At 47.0% G+C, this 16,382-nt stretch carries 17 protein-coding genes and 1 pseudogene; 13 read left to right on the top strand and 5 right to left on the bottom strand.

Annotation, left to right across the window (positions count from 1 at the left end; all coding sequences use genetic code 11):
* Positions 1-26 precede the first annotated feature (26 nt).
* The 3 genes and pseudogenes from MHB72_RS18255 to MHB72_RS18245 form a co-directional block, all read left to right on the top strand.
* Positions 27-1,430, top strand: coding sequence for a sodium:solute symporter family protein (locus MHB72_RS18255; RefSeq protein ID WP_025809865.1), 1,404 nt, complete (start codon positions 27-29; stop codon positions 1,428-1,430).
* Positions 1,430-2,608 (top strand): sialidase family protein, encoded by a 1,179-nt coding sequence (locus tag MHB72_RS18250; protein WP_216919555.1) that lies wholly within the window; start codon positions 1,430-1,432, stop codon positions 2,606-2,608. Before MHB72_RS18255 ends, MHB72_RS18250 begins: the two co-directional genes overlap by 1 nt.
* A 103-nt stretch (positions 2,609-2,711) precedes the next feature.
* Positions 2,712-3,140: pseudogene (locus MHB72_RS18245) on the top strand (4-hydroxythreonine-4-phosphate dehydrogenase PdxA); the annotation flags it as partial.
* Between the two features lie 49 nt (positions 3,141-3,189).
* On the opposite strand, the gene MHB72_RS18240 reads toward MHB72_RS18245, so the two are convergent.
* Positions 3,190-3,936: an SDR family NAD(P)-dependent oxidoreductase gene (locus MHB72_RS18240; RefSeq protein WP_025809859.1), complete on the bottom strand. Its 747-nt coding sequence runs from the start codon at positions 3,934-3,936 to the stop codon at positions 3,190-3,192.
* Positions 3,937-4,121: 185 nt separating this feature from the next.
* Between MHB72_RS18240 and MHB72_RS18235 the strand changes: the two genes are divergently transcribed.
* The 8 genes from MHB72_RS18235 (at position 4,122) to MHB72_RS18200 (ending at position 10,480) form a co-directional block, all read left to right on the top strand.
* Positions 4,122-4,700: a cob(I)yrinic acid a,c-diamide adenosyltransferase gene (locus MHB72_RS18235; protein ID WP_101561488.1), complete on the top strand. Its 579-nt coding sequence runs from the start codon at positions 4,122-4,124 to the stop codon at positions 4,698-4,700.
* Between the two features lie 131 nt (positions 4,701-4,831).
* A complete protein-coding gene (locus tag MHB72_RS18230) occupies positions 4,832-5,785 on the top strand; it encodes a pectinesterase family protein (RefSeq protein WP_216919557.1) in 954 nt (317 codons plus the stop codon).
* Between the two features lie 172 nt (positions 5,786-5,957).
* Complete coding sequence (locus MHB72_RS18225) at positions 5,958-6,344, top strand: protein liaI (protein ID WP_023856236.1); 387 nt, start codon at positions 5,958-5,960, stop codon at positions 6,342-6,344.
* Between the two features lie 20 nt (positions 6,345-6,364).
* Positions 6,365-7,048 (top strand): stress responsive protein LiaH, encoded by a 684-nt coding sequence (gene liaH / locus MHB72_RS18220; protein WP_023856235.1) that lies wholly within the window; start codon positions 6,365-6,367, stop codon positions 7,046-7,048.
* Positions 7,049-7,154: 106 nt separating this feature from the next.
* Positions 7,155-8,018, top strand: coding sequence for a LiaG family protein (gene liaG / locus MHB72_RS18215; protein ID WP_101561490.1), 864 nt, complete (start codon positions 7,155-7,157; stop codon positions 8,016-8,018).
* 30 nt (positions 8,019-8,048) lie between these two features.
* The gene (gene liaF / locus MHB72_RS18210; RefSeq protein ID WP_130569246.1) at positions 8,049-8,780 is read left to right on the top strand and encodes a cell wall-active antibiotics response protein LiaF; all 732 of its coding nucleotides are present in this window, start codon (positions 8,049-8,051) and stop codon (positions 8,778-8,780) included.
* Positions 8,777-9,841 carry a two-component system sensor histidine kinase LiaS gene (liaS, locus tag MHB72_RS18205; protein ID WP_095292302.1) on the top strand — a complete coding sequence of 355 codons (1,065 nt, stop codon included), beginning with the start codon at positions 8,777-8,779 and terminating at the stop codon, positions 9,839-9,841. Before liaF ends, liaS begins: the two co-directional genes overlap by 4 nt.
* A gap of 3 nt (positions 9,842-9,844) precedes the next feature.
* A complete protein-coding gene (locus MHB72_RS18200) occupies positions 9,845-10,480 on the top strand; it encodes a response regulator (protein WP_130569245.1) in 636 nt (211 codons plus the stop codon).
* Positions 10,481-10,516: 36 nt separating this feature from the next.
* On the opposite strand, the gene MHB72_RS18195 is transcribed toward MHB72_RS18200, so the two are convergent.
* Genes MHB72_RS18195 through MHB72_RS18180 form a run of 4 tightly spaced genes read right to left on the bottom strand, consistent with a single transcriptional unit; the run spans position 10,517 to position 14,573 of the window.
* Positions 10,517-10,900 carry a hypothetical protein gene (locus MHB72_RS18195; protein ID WP_216919559.1) on the bottom strand — a complete coding sequence of 128 codons (384 nt, stop codon included), beginning with the start codon at positions 10,898-10,900 and terminating at the stop codon, positions 10,517-10,519.
* Positions 10,901-10,943: 43 nt separating this feature from the next.
* A complete protein-coding gene (locus tag MHB72_RS18190; RefSeq protein ID WP_026580092.1) occupies positions 10,944-12,065 on the bottom strand; it encodes a Ger(x)C family spore germination protein in 1,122 nt (373 codons plus the stop codon).
* Entirely contained in the window at positions 12,062-13,162 is a 1,101-nt protein-coding gene (locus MHB72_RS18185; protein WP_144498898.1) for an endospore germination permease, read from the bottom strand. Before MHB72_RS18185 ends, MHB72_RS18190 begins: the two co-directional genes overlap by 4 nt.
* A complete protein-coding gene (locus MHB72_RS18180; RefSeq protein ID WP_095292308.1) occupies positions 13,131-14,573 on the bottom strand; it encodes a spore germination protein in 1,443 nt (480 codons plus the stop codon). Before MHB72_RS18180 ends, MHB72_RS18185 begins: the two co-directional genes overlap by 32 nt.
* Positions 14,574-14,698: 125 nt before the next feature.
* Between MHB72_RS18180 and MHB72_RS18175 the strand changes: the two genes are divergently transcribed.
* Positions 14,699-14,866 (top strand): YvzF family protein, encoded by a 168-nt coding sequence (locus MHB72_RS18175; RefSeq protein ID WP_020452898.1) that lies wholly within the window; start codon positions 14,699-14,701, stop codon positions 14,864-14,866.
* Positions 14,867-14,949: 83 nt separating this feature from the next.
* Entirely contained in the window at positions 14,950-16,338 is a 1,389-nt protein-coding gene (fumC, locus tag MHB72_RS18170; RefSeq protein ID WP_095292311.1) for a class II fumarate hydratase, read from the top strand.
* Positions 16,339-16,382 lie beyond the last annotated feature (44 nt).

The following is a 16,382-nucleotide window of genomic DNA, read 5'->3' as shown; positions in this document are numbered from 1 at the left end:
GGCTCACAAACAAAGGGGGAGTTTGGGTGGATGTCTTAAGCGGTTCGATCATAACGTTTATTTTGGCAGTGATTGTGGTTTACATTCTTTTTACGACGTGGCTGACGATGCGGTTTCGCAGTAAATCAAGTTCGGAATTCAACAATGCTGCCAAAACGCTGCCGGCGATTGTTGTCGGCATTCTGCTGATGAGTGAATTCATCGGCACCAAATCGACAATTGGGACCGCTGAATCAGCTTATACACATGGTTTAGCGGCTTCATGGTCGATTGTAACGGTCTCGATTGCATTTTTTATTTTTTCCTACTTCTTAGCCGGGAAATTTTATAAAACAGGCCAATATACGATCTCCGGCATTATTAGTGAAAAGTTTGGCCGTTCGACCAAGCTAGTCGTTTCTATCATTATGATTGTAGCCCTTTTACTTGTGAATCTTGGAAACTATTTAAGCGGATCGGCGGCAATTTCGTCTATTTTAGGTTTGCCGCTGATGACGTGTGCGATCATTACAGCGATTGTCAGCACCTTTTATTTTACGTTTGGCGGAATGAAGGGCGTTGCCTGGGTGACGATTTTGCATTCTCTTGTTAAATATGCTGGGGTTCTGATCACTTTAGGGGTTGCCCTCTATTTGACAAAAGGCTGGGAGCCGATGACGCAGCAGTTGCCGGAGCATTTCTTCACTTGGGACGGCAGCATCGGATGGGGGACAATCGGCGCCTGGTTTATCGGCAACATGGGGGCGATTTTCGCGACTCAGTTTATTATACAGGCTATTACATCATCGAAAAGTGAGAAAGATGCAAAGAAGTCGACGCTGTATGCAGCGCTGCTTTGTCTGCCGCTTGCGATTGCCATTGGAGTCATCGGCGTTGCTGCACGGTATTTGTACCCGGATATTGATCCAATTTACGCATTCCCGGTGTTTATGCAGCACATGAATCCTGTGCTGAGCGCGGTTGTGGCGACATCCCTTGTGGCGTCTATTTTCGTCGGCGTTTCGACGGTTGCGCTGGCGACAACGACGCTGATCATTGATGATTTTTATGTGCCGAAAGCAAACCCGACACCGGAACAGCGCATGAAAATCACGAGATATGTTTCGATTATCATCGGTTTTATTCCGCTGCTCGGCGTTGCGCTGGCGCCTGAATTGTTAACGCTTTCTTTCTTTACGAGGGCGCTTCGGACATCAATTGCCGTTGTGGCGGCGATGGGCTTTTATTTGCCATATTTCAATTCAAACCGCGGAGCAACAATTGGTCTGACGCTTTCAGGTATTACGACGACGGTATGGTATTTACTGGACAATCCGTTTGGCATCGATAACATGTACATCGCCATCATTGTCCCGTTTATTGTGCTCGTATTAGACCGTCTGATCAGCTCGCCTGCGAAAAAAGAGTCAAATGTGGAGGAGGAATTGTGATGAAACAAAGTGAAACTTCCCTGCCGATAGATGGGCGCATCAGAGAAAATAAAACTGACTCGGCCAGAAAGGATGCGTTTTTGCCGACAGACTGCCCGCAAAACCATGCAGCCAACCTGCTGGAGCTGGATAATGGTGATCTGTTGTGCGTCTGGTTTGGGGGAACGCAGGAAGGCATTCCTGATATATCGATTTACATGTCAAGGCTTGAAAGAGGAAGCGATGAGTGGACACAGGCAGAAAAGCTGTCAGATGATCCTTCCCGCTCCGAACAAAATCCTGTGCTTTTTCAAGAGCCTGACGGCCGGCTTTGGCTTATGTATACGGCACAGCTTTCCGGCAATCAGGATACAGCGATTGTCAGATACCGGACTTCAGACGATAGAGGCCGGACATGGAGTAAGATTGACACGTTGTTTACCGAAGCCGGGACTTTTATCCGCCAGCCGCTCATTGTTCTGGATAACGGCGATTGGCTGCTGCCTGTCTTTTACTGCATCACCTTGCCGGGCGTGAAATGGACTGGAAACCGTGACATCAGCGCGGTGAAAATTTCGTCTGATAAAGGCAAGACGTGGGAGGAAGTGAAGGTGCCGGGCAGTACCGGCTGTGTTCATATGAATATTGAAAAACTGCGCGACGGCACATTGCTTGCGCTGTTTAGAAGCCGTTTTGCAGACTCGATTTATTCGAGCCGCTCTATTGATAACGGCCGCACCTGGTCAGAGCCTGAGCCGACGGAGCTGCCGAACAACAACTCCTCCATTCAATTTACAGCGCTTCAAGATGGGACGCTTGCTCTCGTATACAATCATATGAATGCGAATGAAACGACCGAAAGAAGAGCATCTTTATACGATGAAATTGAGGAGGAGGATGATACAAAAACAGGTGTTGACACAGAAGCGCGGCCTGCCTTTTGGGGAGCTCCGAGGGCGCCGATGACATTGGCCCTTTCACAGGACGGCGGCATCACATGGCCTGTCAAAAGAAACATCGAAGTCGGCGATGGTTATGCGATGACGAACAACTCAAAAGACAAGCTCAACCGCGAATTTTCCTATCCGTCGATCAAGCAGGGGAAAGACGGTGATCTGCATATTGCCTTTACGTACTACCGTCAGGCGATTAAATATGTACGTGTTCCGCAAACGTGGGCCTTTGCCGGTCAAGAATAAAGCCGTTTGAGCGCGCAGCACTTGATGAAATGAAGGGTATATCATTTATGATTTAAGTTCGAGAGGCTGTCCCAATCGTTTGAAGGGACTCCCTCGTGATGTGAAACGGGTGTACACGACAATTCAATTGGCGTATGACACGCTCATTCGCGCAGGCATTCCGCAGCCGAAAATCTCCGTATGCGGCATGACCCCCCATGGCAGTGAGAATGGTTTGTTTGGACATGGAGAAGGAGAAGAGAAAATTGTTCCTGGCGTTGACCGCAGGCATTCGGTCCGCTGCCCGCTGGCACGCTTTTCTTCAGAGTAGTGAGAGGCGACTTTGATATAGTGGTGGCGATGTATGACGATCCAGGACACGGTCCGCTTGGCCTTAAAGCCGGTGTGAGCATTACAGTCGGCCTGCCGATGATCCGTACGAGTGTTGACCATGGAACAGCCTTTGGATAATGAGGGAACCGGCAAAGCTGATCCTGCGAGTTTAGAAGAAGCAGTGAGACAGGCAATCGTGCTGTCCGTCCGGTACGCTTGAGCGGCATATATATAAAAGAAGAGCCTTCCAGTTAAGGAGGCTCTTCTTTTTAGTTCATGTAGGTGCCGCCGTTAATATTAATGGTTTCGCCCGTTATAAAATCAGATTGATCAGAGGCCAGGAAGGCGACAACGTTTGCGACATGCTCGGGTGAGCCGATCATTTTCAGCGGAATCCGCTCAATGACAGCTGTGCGATACTCCTCGCTCCACTGCTTGCTCATATCCGTTTCAATCGGTCCCGGGCAGACGGCGTTGACATAAATGCGGTGTGCAGCGAGCTCCTTTGCCAAATGCATCGTTAAATAGTTGATGCCTGCTTTCGATGCACCGTAAGCAGGAGAGGCATTGTGATGCGGTGTTTTGCTCGTCGTTGAGCTCATGTTTACAATTTTTCCGCCGCCCTGCGTGATCATCTCCGGGATGACAGCCTGACACATGAGAAAGGTGCCGGTTAAATTTAAATCTATCACTCTTTTCCACTCTTCAAGCGATGTATCAATGGTTGTTTTCCGCAAATTAATGCCCGCATTGTTGACCAAAATATCGATCCGCCCAAACTGCTGTTTTGCTTCAGCTATGAGAAGCGAGGCTGTTTCTGGCAAACTGGCATCACCTGCAACATAAGAAGCGCGCTTTCTCTCAGTATTCAATTGTGTGCACAGGGACTTGAGCAATTCTTCGTTTGTCCCGTTGATGACGACATTTGCCCCTTTATCCGCAAGCGTCTCTGCAACAGCTTTGCCGATGCCGCGGCTTGCACCGGTAATAATCGCCGTTTGCTGATTCAATTCCATCCTCATCCCACCTGTCTTTGAATAAAACCGTTTTCATGTCTATTATAAAATTGAGTGTTTCTTTATTCAACAAAACTTTATTTCGATAATTGCTATTCGTTTTTTTGTTTCATAATGGAACAATTCCTGCAGCCGTTAGAAACAGGGTATACTATAGAAACAAGTAATAAAGAAGGGAGAATGAAATGAAACTATACACAAAAACAGGCGATAAGGGAAAAACGAGTTTAATTGGCGGAAAGGCGGATAAAGATCATCTTAGAGTGGAAGCGTACGGCACATTGGATGAAGCAAACAGTTTCATCGGGCTGGCTCAGTCTTATTTAAAAGCAGAAGAAGCGCTGTTTCAAGATGTTCTGTCAGAGTTGACCGCCATCCAGCATGAGCTGTTCGACTGCGGCACTGATTTGGCGTATGTCAATGTTCAGGAAGAAGGCAAGCTCAAGACTGAATCAATCACCATGCTTGAAGAACGAATTGATGCCTATGTCGAGGAAGCGCCGCGGCTGACCAAGTTTATTCTTCCGGGCGGAACAGAAGCGGCATCATTTTTGCATGCGGCGAGAACGGTCATCAGAAGAGCTGAACGAAAGATTGTCGCTTTGGCCAAAGAAGAAGACATTCCGCCGCTTGCGCTGCCATACGTCAACCGGCTGTCCGATTATTTATTTGCGGCGGCGCGCATTGTCAATCACCGGCTCGGGGAAGTGGATGTCGAATATGAACGAAGCGCTGATGTATTCCGGACAAAGAAAAACTCATGAATGAGAAATCCGCCAATCGTTATCGAACAGAAATGGGCCGATTGATCAAATCAAGCCGTTTTCCGGCAGGGGAAAACGGCTTTTTGTCGTAAACCTTTAAGTAAGCGTTTTCAAAGAGAGGGAGTGTTCAAGTGGTTAATCGGGAGGCAGCTGCTATAAGGCTGACGGTTTCGAAGGATGGAGACGGCGAATTTCAAACCATTCAAGAGGCGATCGATGCTTTGCCTGAGTACAGTCGGGAACAGAAAGTGATATTCATTAAAAAAGGAGTTTACAAAGAAGTCGTTCATATTCCGGCTACAAAGCCGTTTGTGAAGCTGATCGGCGAAGATCGTTACGAGACTGTGATTACGTATGACAACTATGCCGGAAAAGAAAAGGAAGGAGGAGGGAAATACGGCACCACCGGAAGTTCAAGCGTGTTTATTTATGCGGATCATGTTGAAGCTGAAAATCTGACGTTTGAAAACTCGTTCGACCGCACGAAAGTCGATACGACCGATACACAAGCGGTGGCGGTTTATGCGAAAGGAAACAGGATGACGTTCAAACATGTCAGGTTTATAGGCAGACAAGATACACTGTTTGTCAATGACGGTACACAATATTTTTATCAATGCTATATAGAAGGCGATGTCGATTTCATTTTCGGAGGAGCAAGAGCAGTGTTTGAAGAGTGCCAGATCCATAGCGCTGACCGCGGGTCCGCTACCAATAACGGTTATGTAACAGCTGCGAGCACGCATATCGCAAAGCCGTTCGGTTTATTGATGACAAACTGCAGACTGACAAGCGATGCCGCAGATGGAACGGTATACCTCGGGCGCCCTTGGCATCCGGGAGGAGACCCCGACGCCATCGCCAGTGTACTATATCACCGCTGCGATTTAGGCGCACACATCAAGCCTGAAGGATGGACGGATATGTCGGGCTTTTCGGCAGCCGATGCCAGATTGTATGAATACGAGAATACGGGTCCTGGTGCGATATCACATGAGGATCGAAAGCAGCTTGCCGATCATGAGGCTGAGAAATGGACAATTGAAAACGTATTGGACGGCTGGAATCCTAAAGTTGAATCATAGCAAGGCAACGTGCAGAAAGACCGCTCTCTGGCTGAGATGAGCGGTCTTTTTATGCGAGCGGGTCCGATTTGCCGTACGACTAGGGTCGTACTGCAAAATCAATCTGTGACTCGTTTTGTCGAAGCCTGAAATTGACTATAGTAAAGACATGAACGAGAAAGGAGGAGCAAATATGAATATAAATGGAAAGTCCATCATCGGCTTTTTTCTAATCCTTTTTGGCGTCTCCCTGTTTTTCGGCGGAGGCCATTTCGGCGGATTGGTTACAGGTGCTATTGGAGCATTGCTTCTATTCTATTCCGTGAAAAAATGGAAGGAAGGGCGCCAGTTTGCCGCGGTACTGGCCGCGATCTTCGGCATCATGTTTTTGGGAGGGTCATTGCCGTTTCTGATCGGCATCGCGGTTGCTGCAGCGATGGTTTATTTCGGATGGAAAATGATGAAGCAGGATGACAAACAGAATGACATCCTTTATTCAGAGAAAACGGAGCCTTCTGCAGCTTCATATGACACAGGCTTTGATGCAGAGTGGGAAGACTTTTTGAAAAAGAATAAATAATATTTTAGGAGGACGAGATCATGGCTTTAAAAAGAATCAGAGACATGTTTGTCGCATCAGTAAATGAAGGATTGGATAAACTTGAGAACCCCCGGGTGATGCTGAATCAATACGTACGCGACATGGAAAGTGATATCGCTAAGGCGAAGCATACCATTGTCAAGCAGCAGACAATTGAACATAGTTTTAAAGGAAAAGTGGAAGAAGCCGAAAAGCTTGCTGTCAAGCGAAGAAACCAGGCTCAGCTCGCTTTTGATGCGGGTGAAGAAGAACTTGCTAAAAAGGCGCTCTCAGAAATGAAGTATTTTGAAGAAAAAGCTGCCGAATATAAGGACGCTCACCAGCACGCGAAAAAGCAGCTTGCCGAATTAAAGGAACAGCTTGAGACACTCGAAATTAAACTGCGCGATGTCAAAGACCGCAAGCATGCGCTGATCGCCAGGGCAAACGCGGTAAAAGCGAAAGAACATATGAATGCATCATTTAATAAAATCGACAGCGAAAGCGCCTACCGGGAATTTATGAGAATGGAAAACCGCATTGAAGAGATGGAAACAAAGGCGAACAGCTATGCTGAATTATCCGCTTCATCAAGCAGCCCATTCGGCCGCCTTGAATATGCAAAAGAGGTAGAAGAAGAGCTGGAAAAAATGAGGGCTAAAAAGACAGGCTTGGAAAAGCAGACGCCTGCGGGAAATGCGTAAACGAATAGGGGCTCTCATAGGCCCCTTATGCAATTTTTGATTTCTTTCATAGATCATTTTCCTTATAATAAGGAGCATACACTTACTAGCCGAAAGGGTAATCCAAATGAAAAAAACGGTTGGAAAACTGCTGATTATCGCCGGCATTCTTATCCTTGCCGGGATGATGTTGAATGGGCGCGAAGGCTTTTCATTCTTCGGCTTCGATGACGAGTCAGCCCGCACATATCATGCACAGGGAAAAGACATCGATAAAATTGACATTGATGCAAAGAGCATAACAGTCAACATTCAAGCTGAAAACCGCGATGATATAAAAGCTGAGATTTCGGGAAAAAACGTCCGGCTTGATTCGTCTGAACAGGGGCGTACACTCCGGCTTTCCGCTGATTCGAAGGGCTTTTGGCCGTTTTTCTGGAGTAAAAAAGAGCTGATTGTCAAGATTCCTTCTGAATATAAAGAAGATCTGGCGATTTCTTCGGGAAGCGGAAATGTCAAACTGTCCGGCGGCGGTCTGCATTTGCGAAATGTAGCCTTGAAGTCGGGAAGCGGCAGCCTCAAGGCCGATGATCTTCAGGCGGTAGACCTTTCTGTAAAAGGGACCTCGGGGTCGGTCAGGCTGGAAAACGTTCAAACCACAGAAGGCGACATCCGCTCCACATCCGGTCATACAAAACTTGAAAATGTCACCGGCAGACTGAGCATCAAACAGACTTCAGGCAATTTGCGCGCTTCTTTTACAGAGATCAATGATCCTCTGAGCATCAAACAAACATCCGGAAACACCAAGCTTAAACTTCCCGATGATGCCGACATCAGTCTTAAAGCCGAGTCGACAAGCGGAAATATCAGTCATTCCTATTCATTTGATCAAGTTGCCAATGAAAAGCGGACACTGACTGGAAAAAAAGGAAATGGAAAAAATAAAATCGACATCTCCATCACGAGCGGGAATGTCTCAATTGAGTAATCAACAAAAAGAAAGGGGGCTCGAGTCAGCATGCGACTTACTAAAAACCAGCTGATCGGACTGATCATCGTACTCTTCGGAATCAGCATATTTTTGCAAAACAGCGGGCTTGGAGACGCGTTATTCTGGCCGCTCGCTTTTCTTTTTGCCGGTTATTTTCTCCATAAATATTCCCGCCGCTGGCTCGGGTCTGTCATGTATATCTTTGCGGGCTTTCTGCTGCTGAAGGACATCTTCAGCATTACATTCAGCCTGTTCGGCTTCTTCTTTGCCGCATTCTTAATTTATGCGGGGTACCGGCTGGTGACAAATCAGCCGGTATTTGATCGCCATAAGCCGAAAGGCAGGGAGAAGGAAAAGACGGATTCCAAGCCGCTTCAGGAGAAGAACAGCCCGGGACAGCGCAGCTTTTTTTTCGGTGATGTAAAATTGATGAAAACACCTTTTGACTTAAATGACTTGAATATCTCCGGGTTTATCGGTGACGTGAAAATCGATTTGTCAAAAGCGATTATTTCAGAGGGAGAAAACACCATCGTCATCACGGGGTTGATCGGAGATGTCGATATTTACATCCCGTCCGACCTTGAAGTGTCCATCAGCTCCTCTGCGTTCATTGGAGACATTGACGTTATCGGCGGCCGAAAAAGCGGCATCGGCAATCAAATCTATACCGAGACAGAGAATTACGAGCAGTCGGCACGACGGGTCAAAATTTCGATTTCGCTGTTTATCGGCGATGTGGATGTGCGGTTCATATGAGAACGAACAGGCTTGCAAACATTCAATGGCGCGCCGTCCGCTTATCCCTAGGTGTCAGCTTTACGATTTTTCTTGCTGTATTGGGCTTTATGCTGTTTTACTACCAGCTGGATCCGAGGGTGCTTATCGTTTCCAGGTGGTTCGGGATTCCTTTTATCGCGCTTCTCGCATTGATCAGCGCAGCTGTCGGATTCGGCTCAGGTTATATGTTCGGCAATCAGCTGAAAAAACGGCTTGAAAAGCTGATCGAATCCATTCTAAAGTACGAAAACGGCAACTTTGCCTACCGGATTCCGTCGCTTGGAGACGATGAGATCGGACTGGCCGCCGACCAGCTCAATGAGATGGCCAAACGGATCGAAAGACAGGTCGCCTCTTTGCAAAAGCTGTCCAACGAGAGAGCGGAATGGCAGGATCAAATGAAAAAATCGGTGATCTCTGAAGAGCGGCAGCGTCTTGCGCGCGAATTGCATGATGCGGTGAGCCAGCAGCTGTTTGCGATTTCCATGATGACTTCGGCGGTATTGGAGGGGATCGATGCTGCCGCTGACGAAAAGCTCGCTCAAAGGCTGAAAATGGTCGAAAAAATGGCGGCCGACGCCCAGAATGAAATGAGGGCGCTGCTTTTGCATTTACGACCTGTTACCCTTGAAGGGAAAGGTTTAAAAGAAGGGCTTGCAGATCTTTTGAAAGAATTTAAAGCGAAACAGTCGATCGACATCGATTGGGAGATCGAGGATGCAGGCAAACTTCCGAAAGGTGTGGAAGACCACCTGTTCAGGATCGTTCAAGAAGCGCTCTCAAACGTGTTCCGGCATTCAAAAGCGACAAAAGTCACCGTCAGACTGCTGCTCAGGAACAAGCAGCTCCAGTTGAAAGTCATTGACAACGGTGAAGGATTTATGATGGACGCCGTCAAAACATCTTCATACGGGCTGAACTCGATCAAGGAAAGGGCCAGTGAAGTCGGCGGAGTGGCCGAAATCATTTCATTTACGGGAAAAGGAACACAGGTTGATGTAAAGGTTCCGATTTTTGAACAACAAAAAGGAGAGGCTTAAAAGGTGATTCGAGTATTGTTAATTGATGATCATGAAATGGTGAGAATGGGGCTGGCCGCTTTCCTGGAATCCCAGCCTGATATTGAAGTGATTGGAGAAGCATCAGACGGGAAGCGCGGCGTTGAATTGGCACTTGAAACCAAACCCGACGTGATTTTGATGGATCTTGTGATGGAAGGGATGGACGGAATTGAGGCCACGAAAGAAATTTGCCGGCAGCTTGCCGATCCGAAAATTATCGTTCTGACGAGCTTCATTGATGATGACAAGGTCTATCCGGTCATCGAAGCCGGAGCGCTCAGCTATTTGCTGAAAACGTCGAAAGCGAGTGAAATCGCCGATGCGATCAGGGCTGCGAGCGTTGGAGAACCAAAGCTTGAAGCCAAAGTCGCAGGAAAAGTGTTGTCCAAGCTGAGACATTCAGCCGGCGAACAGCCCCTTCATCAATCGCTGACAGCGAGAGAATTGGAAATTCTCAAGCATGTAGCAGAAGGCAAAACGAACAAAGATATTGCCGAAGAATTATTTATCACCATTAAAACAGTTAAAACGCATGTGACAAACATCCTTTCCAAGCTTGAAGTCGACGACCGGACACAAGCCGCAGTCTACGCCCACCGAAACAAACTTGTCGACTGACAAAACAAAAAACAGCTTTCTCAAGAAAGCCGTTTTTCAGCCGTTCCAATATTTTCGGTCCTCATCTGCAGGAAGAGTGAATGAATCTGTTTCAACCGTGCGGGCGGTAAGTTGGGCGGTCTCGTTTTCCTCGCGTGCATGTTCGCCCGCTGTGCCGTTTTGGCAAATGATGTTGAGCCGCTCGGTTACTATGGCATTGTGCTTCTCCTGCAAGTCGATCAATTTGCCGATGCCTAGCAAAATGAATCCGCCGATGAAGCAAAAAAACGGAGTGGAGAGGTATGTGCCGATCGTAAAGAAAAGCATCGACTGCGAATCCTCCATAAACGGATCATAAGCGACATCGCTGATAATGAATCCGGACAAAATGACGGCCGCTGCAATCAAAAAAATGCCTGTCATGTGCAATATCCGCTTCAAGCTCATCACCCTTTCACACACATTTTATCAGAAAAACGGGCCGCTAGCTGCTTTTTGTCGCACCTTTTGTCCCAAAGTCCTGAATTGTCGCTTTAATGTGAAAGTCGATATCGGCTTCGCTGAAGTGTTTATCCCAATTGGATCTGTCTCTTTCCCATTCCTTCGGAAAAGTGATTCGGGCATTGTCGGAAAGATCGGTGACGTCCGTTTTGATTTCGTGCTGCAGGACATGGATCAGACGTTCAACCCGCTTTTCGATGTCTCTTTGAACCGATTTCTCAATATTTTTAATGTATTGATCATTAAAAGAATCCTCCCCAAGATACCAGTCTTCTGACAGCCTTCCTTTAATATTGGCATTGATGACAAATTTGTACTTTCCGTTCTGCCTCATCGCCCGAACGCGGTGTGTCATCGAAAACACTTCATACGAGAATAAATGGCCATCATGCTTTGAGTCGATCACCCCTCCGTTTACATGGCCCGTTAATAAATTCAGCGCTTCGATCTGAGGAGGCGAAAGGTTTGCATGATATTTGTTGTTTTTGATCACGGCGCCTCCTTCAAGCTGCAGCTGCCCCTTTTCGACGACAACCTTCGGCATGATAAAAGACAAATCGGACTGCAATTTGATTGAAATGTCGCCCAATGTAACAGGATCGAGCAGCTTGATCGTTGATGCTCTGTTTTCAGAGATGTTGTGGATCACGTCAGACGCGGGATCTCCGGCATCATCAATCTTCAAAATGCTGCCGGCCGCCCCGGGCGTCATATAGACCTCACTGCTCCTTCTGATGCTGTTGTCCCGGATAAACTGATTGATCAACGCTTCCAAAGAAATATCGGATACAAGATCCTCCGAGAAAATCAGGACTTGCAGATGCTGCGAGAATACCGGGAAATTTTTCAAAGCGGTGGAACGGATGGTTTGATGAACCGTATTTCCAGAAGTGGACACCACTTTGGTCGGATCCTGAGCGCTGCCGTCTTGTCCGATCTTTTTAGGAACGAGGAACTGATACGTCAATTTCACCTTTTTATCATCCTCACCTTTATCGAGGGCAAGGCCGATGGCGATGCTGAGTTTTTCAATCTGCCTGCTGTCCCAGCAGCCTGTTAAAAGGAGAAGCAGGGACAAGACTGCTAACATTCCCTTTTTTTTCACGAAGACGTAAACCTCCTTTTGACGGACACGAGCAAAAAGATCAGAAGCGGGAGCGCACAGAAGACAACGATAAAGATATACCCGAGGAAATCGCTGAAGGCGCTGACCTGGTTGGCGTCCCGCGGAACAAGAGATGCCAGATAAACAATGGCGCCGACAAAGAGGACGTTTTTTTTCACAGGCCATCCGAATACGTTTTCAAGTCCTGAGGCGGCAAAGTACGTATAGACGACAAATGTTGTGAAAAACTGGATCGTCCAAATGACGAGCAAAAAAGATTCGAACCTTTCGATGAAAATCCCTCTTATCTCAAAAGACTGAAATAACGAGATCGTCGGCCATGTCATTGTCATAACCTCAGTCGCTGTCAGCGCCCCAACAACGACCGTGAAGGTGAGAATATATAAGAAGAGCGGGATCCCAAATCCGATCGCGGATGCTTTAAAGAGCTTTTCTTTGTTTTTAATGTATTTCGGCAGAAACATCATCAGCTCCACCCCTAAAAATGAAATGGAAACCACCGTCAAAGCTCTGCTGACCGGCTCCAATCCAAGGCCGAGAACCGGACGCAAATGGTTCAGCTGAAACATATTCATGCTCAGTCCGTAAACGATGAGAAGAACGACGATCGTAATGGACAGAAAGAACGGAAATAGCTTGGACATATCGCTGATACCGCCGATGACCAAATAAATTGCACAAACGATAAAAGCAAAAATTGTCACGCCCATTGGTGTGAACTGAAGAAGGAAAAACTTTGCCATTTCAGCCATTGCCCTTGCTTCAAAGCTGGCCACGCCCATGAAGTATAAAACGATTAAAAGGTTGAGAATATTCCCGATCATAAAGCCGCAGCCTTCTCTTGTGTAATCAAAAAAAGACAGGACGTTGTGCTTTTTAACGATTTTGGCATTGATGTAGATAATGAGAAAAAAGACGAGCCCCTCTACGATCAATACGATCCATCCATCTGGCGACAGCGTCTTTTGCGTCAGCGCCCTCGGCAGCGTTAGCAGGCCTGCCCCGAGCATTGTGCTCGTAATGATCGAAGCGGCTTCATATGTGCTAATCCGATCGTGCTGATTTCTTGGAACCATTTTCAGGGTTCACCTCCCGGTCTTTTGTTGGCAGACGAATGATGGCTTCATCGGTATGTTTTAAGCTGAAAAAATGGTTCGGGTTAAAATACGGGATGCCGAAGCTCCTTTGCCTGACCAAATGAGTGAAGATGACGAGCATGCATAATATGATCCCGTAAAGTCCGAACACGGATGCAGCTATCATGGAAATAAACCGCAGCACGCGAAACGACAGACCCATGCCGTACTGCGGCACAGTAAATGACGCAAGGGCGATAATGCTGACGATGATTACCATCACGGAGCTGACGATATTGGCTTCGACCGCCGCCTGGCCGATGACGACTCCTCCCACGAGGCCGATTGTCTGGCCGAGCGGATTGGGAAGCCGCAGTCCTGCTTCCCTTAAGAGTTCGATCGTTACTTCCATAATCATCGCTTCAAGGAGCGGCGGAAACGGCACATTTTCGCGCGTGCTTGCAATCGTAACAGCGAGTGCTGTCGGCAGCATCCCTTGATGAAAAGACACAAGCGAAATATAAAACGCCGACAGGAACAAGGTGATGAAAATCGAGCTGAACCGGAGAAATCTAATTAAGGTCGCGGCGATCCACCTCTCGTAAAAATCGTCCGGGGACTGCATCACCATTCCGAAAGAAGCGGGAACGATCAGGGCAAATGGCGAGTAATCGACAAAGATGGCGATCCGTCCATTAAACAGCGCTGAAGAAACCTTGTCAGGCCTTTCGGTGTTCTGAATCTGCGGGAACGGCGAGTACTTATTATCCTCGATTAATTCTTCAAGAACCCCGGTATCCTGAATGTCATCCAGCCGAACCTTCTTGAGGCGTTTTTTTAGATCTTTAATGACCGAATCGTCCGCTTTGCCCTGGATATAGATAATGGTCGCGTCTTTAAACTTGTTCTTGCCGATCGGTATTTTTTCCACGGTCAGTTCTTGATCCGGGACACGCTGCCTGACCAGGGCCACATTTGTATCGACATCCTCGATAAAGCCGATTTTCGGGCCTCTGACGACGTTTTCCGTATCTACGACTCCAAGACTTCTTTTCTTTTTCTCAGATGTTGGCAGCGCAAAAATAACATTCATGCCATTGATCAAGAGCAGGCACTTTCCTTTGAATATCGCGTTGATGGCGTCTTTTTCTTTTGTAACGGGTTCCGCATTCAGCTTATTTAAACGGAGACGGACATCCTCCAGTGAATAAGAGCTGTCATCCGAGACCAGCAATTTCGCCGCTTTTTGGATTTTCTTATCATCATTCAAATCTTTAAAGTACAAAAAGTAAAAAATGATTCCGTTTTTCAGCATTTTTTTGTTTTGAATCAGATCATCGTTGTGCTCAAGATGGGGAAGAAGAATTGCGAGATTCTCATGGATGTGTTCCTTGAATTCCGACTGAGTCATGATCGTCACCTGCCTGGTGTTTCTGGAATTTGATATAGGTTATCTTTTCCTGTTAAAAAAACAATATACTGTGTTACAGTAGTGTTTGGTGAAATTTTCATTGAACAGAGACGGAGTGAGAAAAGTTGGCGCAGATCAGGCTTACGGGGAAACCGGAAGAGATTGAACGCATTATCCAATCTTTTTCTAAGCATTATGAGGTTTCATATGTATCGAAAGAATACGGCAAGACAAACCCGAAATATAAATATGCAAAAGATTCCCGAGTTTATATTGAGCTAAAATTAAAATAAAGATAAAATTTAAATGGAAGGGTTTTATCGATTTTTATCGAAATATAGATTATTGCAGATTGAGAGAAGGAAGGGATTCGAAAGTGGATTACAGAATTGAAAAAGATACGATGGGTGAAGTCAAGGTTCCCGCCGATAAGTTTTGGGGAGCTCAAACCCAAAGAAGCAAGGAGAACTTTAAAATCGGTTCTGAGAAAATGCCGCAGGAAATTGTGTATGCGTTTGCAATCCTGAAAAGAAGCGCCGCGATTGCCAATGAAAAGCTTGGCAATCTTGAAGCGGAAAAAAAGGAAGCGATTGTTTCCGTATGCGATGATATTTTAGAAGGAAAGTATGACAGCCATTTTCCGCTGGTCGTCTGGCAGACCGGGAGCGGAACACAGAGCAACATGAATATGAATGAAGTCGTGGCAAACAGGGGAACGGCTTATTTGCAGGAAAAAGGCTCAAGCTTGAAGATTCATCCGAATGATGATGTCAACCGCAGCCAAAGCTCTAACGATACATTCCCGACAGCGATGCACGTGGCTGCTGTCCTCGCGATTCACGATAAACTGATCCCGGCGATTGACCGCTTGAGAGGCACGCTGCATGAAAAAGCTGAAGCGTTCAAAGACATTGTCAAAATCGGCCGCACTCATTTGCAGGACGCGACACCGCTGACATTGGGACAGGAAATCAGCGGCTGGGTATACATGCTGGACCGTTCTAAAGAGATGATCCTTGAATCGGCTGACAAAATCCGCGATCTTGCCATCGGCGGAACTGCCGTGGGAACAGGCATTAATGCTCACCCTGAATTCGGAAGCACTGTTGCCGGAGAGATCAGCGCCTTGACCGGACAGACATTCAAAAGCTCGCCTAATAAGTTTCATGCGCTGACAAGCCATGATGAACTGACACACGTTCATGGCGCACTTAAAGCGCTTGCAGCAGATCTCATGAAAATCGCCAATGATGTCAGATGGCTTGCAAGCGGACCGCGCTGCGGAATCGGCGAATTGATTATTCCGGAAAATGAGCCGGGAAGCTCGATCATGCCTGGAAAAGTAAACCCTACGCAAAGCGAAGCGCTGACAATGGTCGCATCCCAAATCATGGGGAATGACGCAACGATCGGCTTTGCCGCGAGCCAGGGGAACTTTGAGCTGAACGTCTTTAAACCGGTGATTATATACAACTTCCTGCAATCCGTTCAGCTTCTTGCCGACGGCATGAATTCATTCCATGACAAGTGTGCCGTGGGAATTGAGCCTAATCGGGAAACAATTGAAAAGAACCTGACCAATTCTCTCATGCTGGTTACGGCTTTAAACCCGCATATCGGATACGAAAATGCGGCGAAAATCGCGAAGCTGGCCCATAAAGAAGGGCTGACGCTGAAAGAAGCGGCGCTCAAACTGAACCTTTTAACAGAGGAGCAGTTCGACGAAGTTGTAAAACCTGAAGAAATGGTGAAACCGAAAGCATAATCAACAAACCGGCTGCATGTATTGCAGCCGGTTTTGTTTTGCGA

The sequence above is a fragment of the Bacillus sp. FSL K6-1284 genome, assembly GCF_038002625.1.
GTDB classification, from domain to species: Bacteria; Bacillota; Bacilli; order Bacillales; family Bacillaceae; genus Bacillus; species Bacillus paralicheniformis.
This window is presented reverse-complemented; position numbering and strand designations above follow the sequence as displayed.

What these genes read in the sequence shown, in the direction of transcription:
- MHB72_RS18250 (WP_216919555.1), top strand. Translation starts at nt 1,430, where the DNA reads ATGAAACAAAGTGAAACTTCCCTGCCGATAGATGGGCGCATCAGAGAA.
- MHB72_RS18240 (WP_025809859.1), bottom strand. Translation starts at nt 3,936, where the DNA reads ATGGAATTGAATCAGCAAACGGCGATTATTACCGGTGCAAGCCGCGGC.
- MHB72_RS18235 (WP_101561488.1), top strand. Translation starts at nt 4,122, where the DNA reads ATGAAACTATACACAAAAACAGGCGATAAGGGAAAAACGAGTTTAATT.
- MHB72_RS18225 (WP_023856236.1), top strand. Translation starts at nt 5,958, where the DNA reads ATGAATATAAATGGAAAGTCCATCATCGGCTTTTTTCTAATCCTTTTT.
- liaH (WP_023856235.1), top strand. Translation starts at nt 6,365, where the DNA reads ATGGCTTTAAAAAGAATCAGAGACATGTTTGTCGCATCAGTAAATGAA.
- liaG (WP_101561490.1), top strand. Translation starts at nt 7,155, where the DNA reads ATGAAAAAAACGGTTGGAAAACTGCTGATTATCGCCGGCATTCTTATC.
- liaF (WP_130569246.1), top strand. Translation starts at nt 8,049, where the DNA reads ATGCGACTTACTAAAAACCAGCTGATCGGACTGATCATCGTACTCTTC.
- liaS (WP_095292302.1), top strand. Translation starts at nt 8,777, where the DNA reads ATGAGAACGAACAGGCTTGCAAACATTCAATGGCGCGCCGTCCGCTTA.
- MHB72_RS18185 (WP_144498898.1), bottom strand. Translation starts at nt 13,162, where the DNA reads ATGGTTCCAAGAAATCAGCACGATCGGATTAGCACATATGAAGCCGCT.
- MHB72_RS18180 (WP_095292308.1), bottom strand. Translation starts at nt 14,573, where the DNA reads ATGACTCAGTCGGAATTCAAGGAACACATCCATGAGAATCTCGCAATT.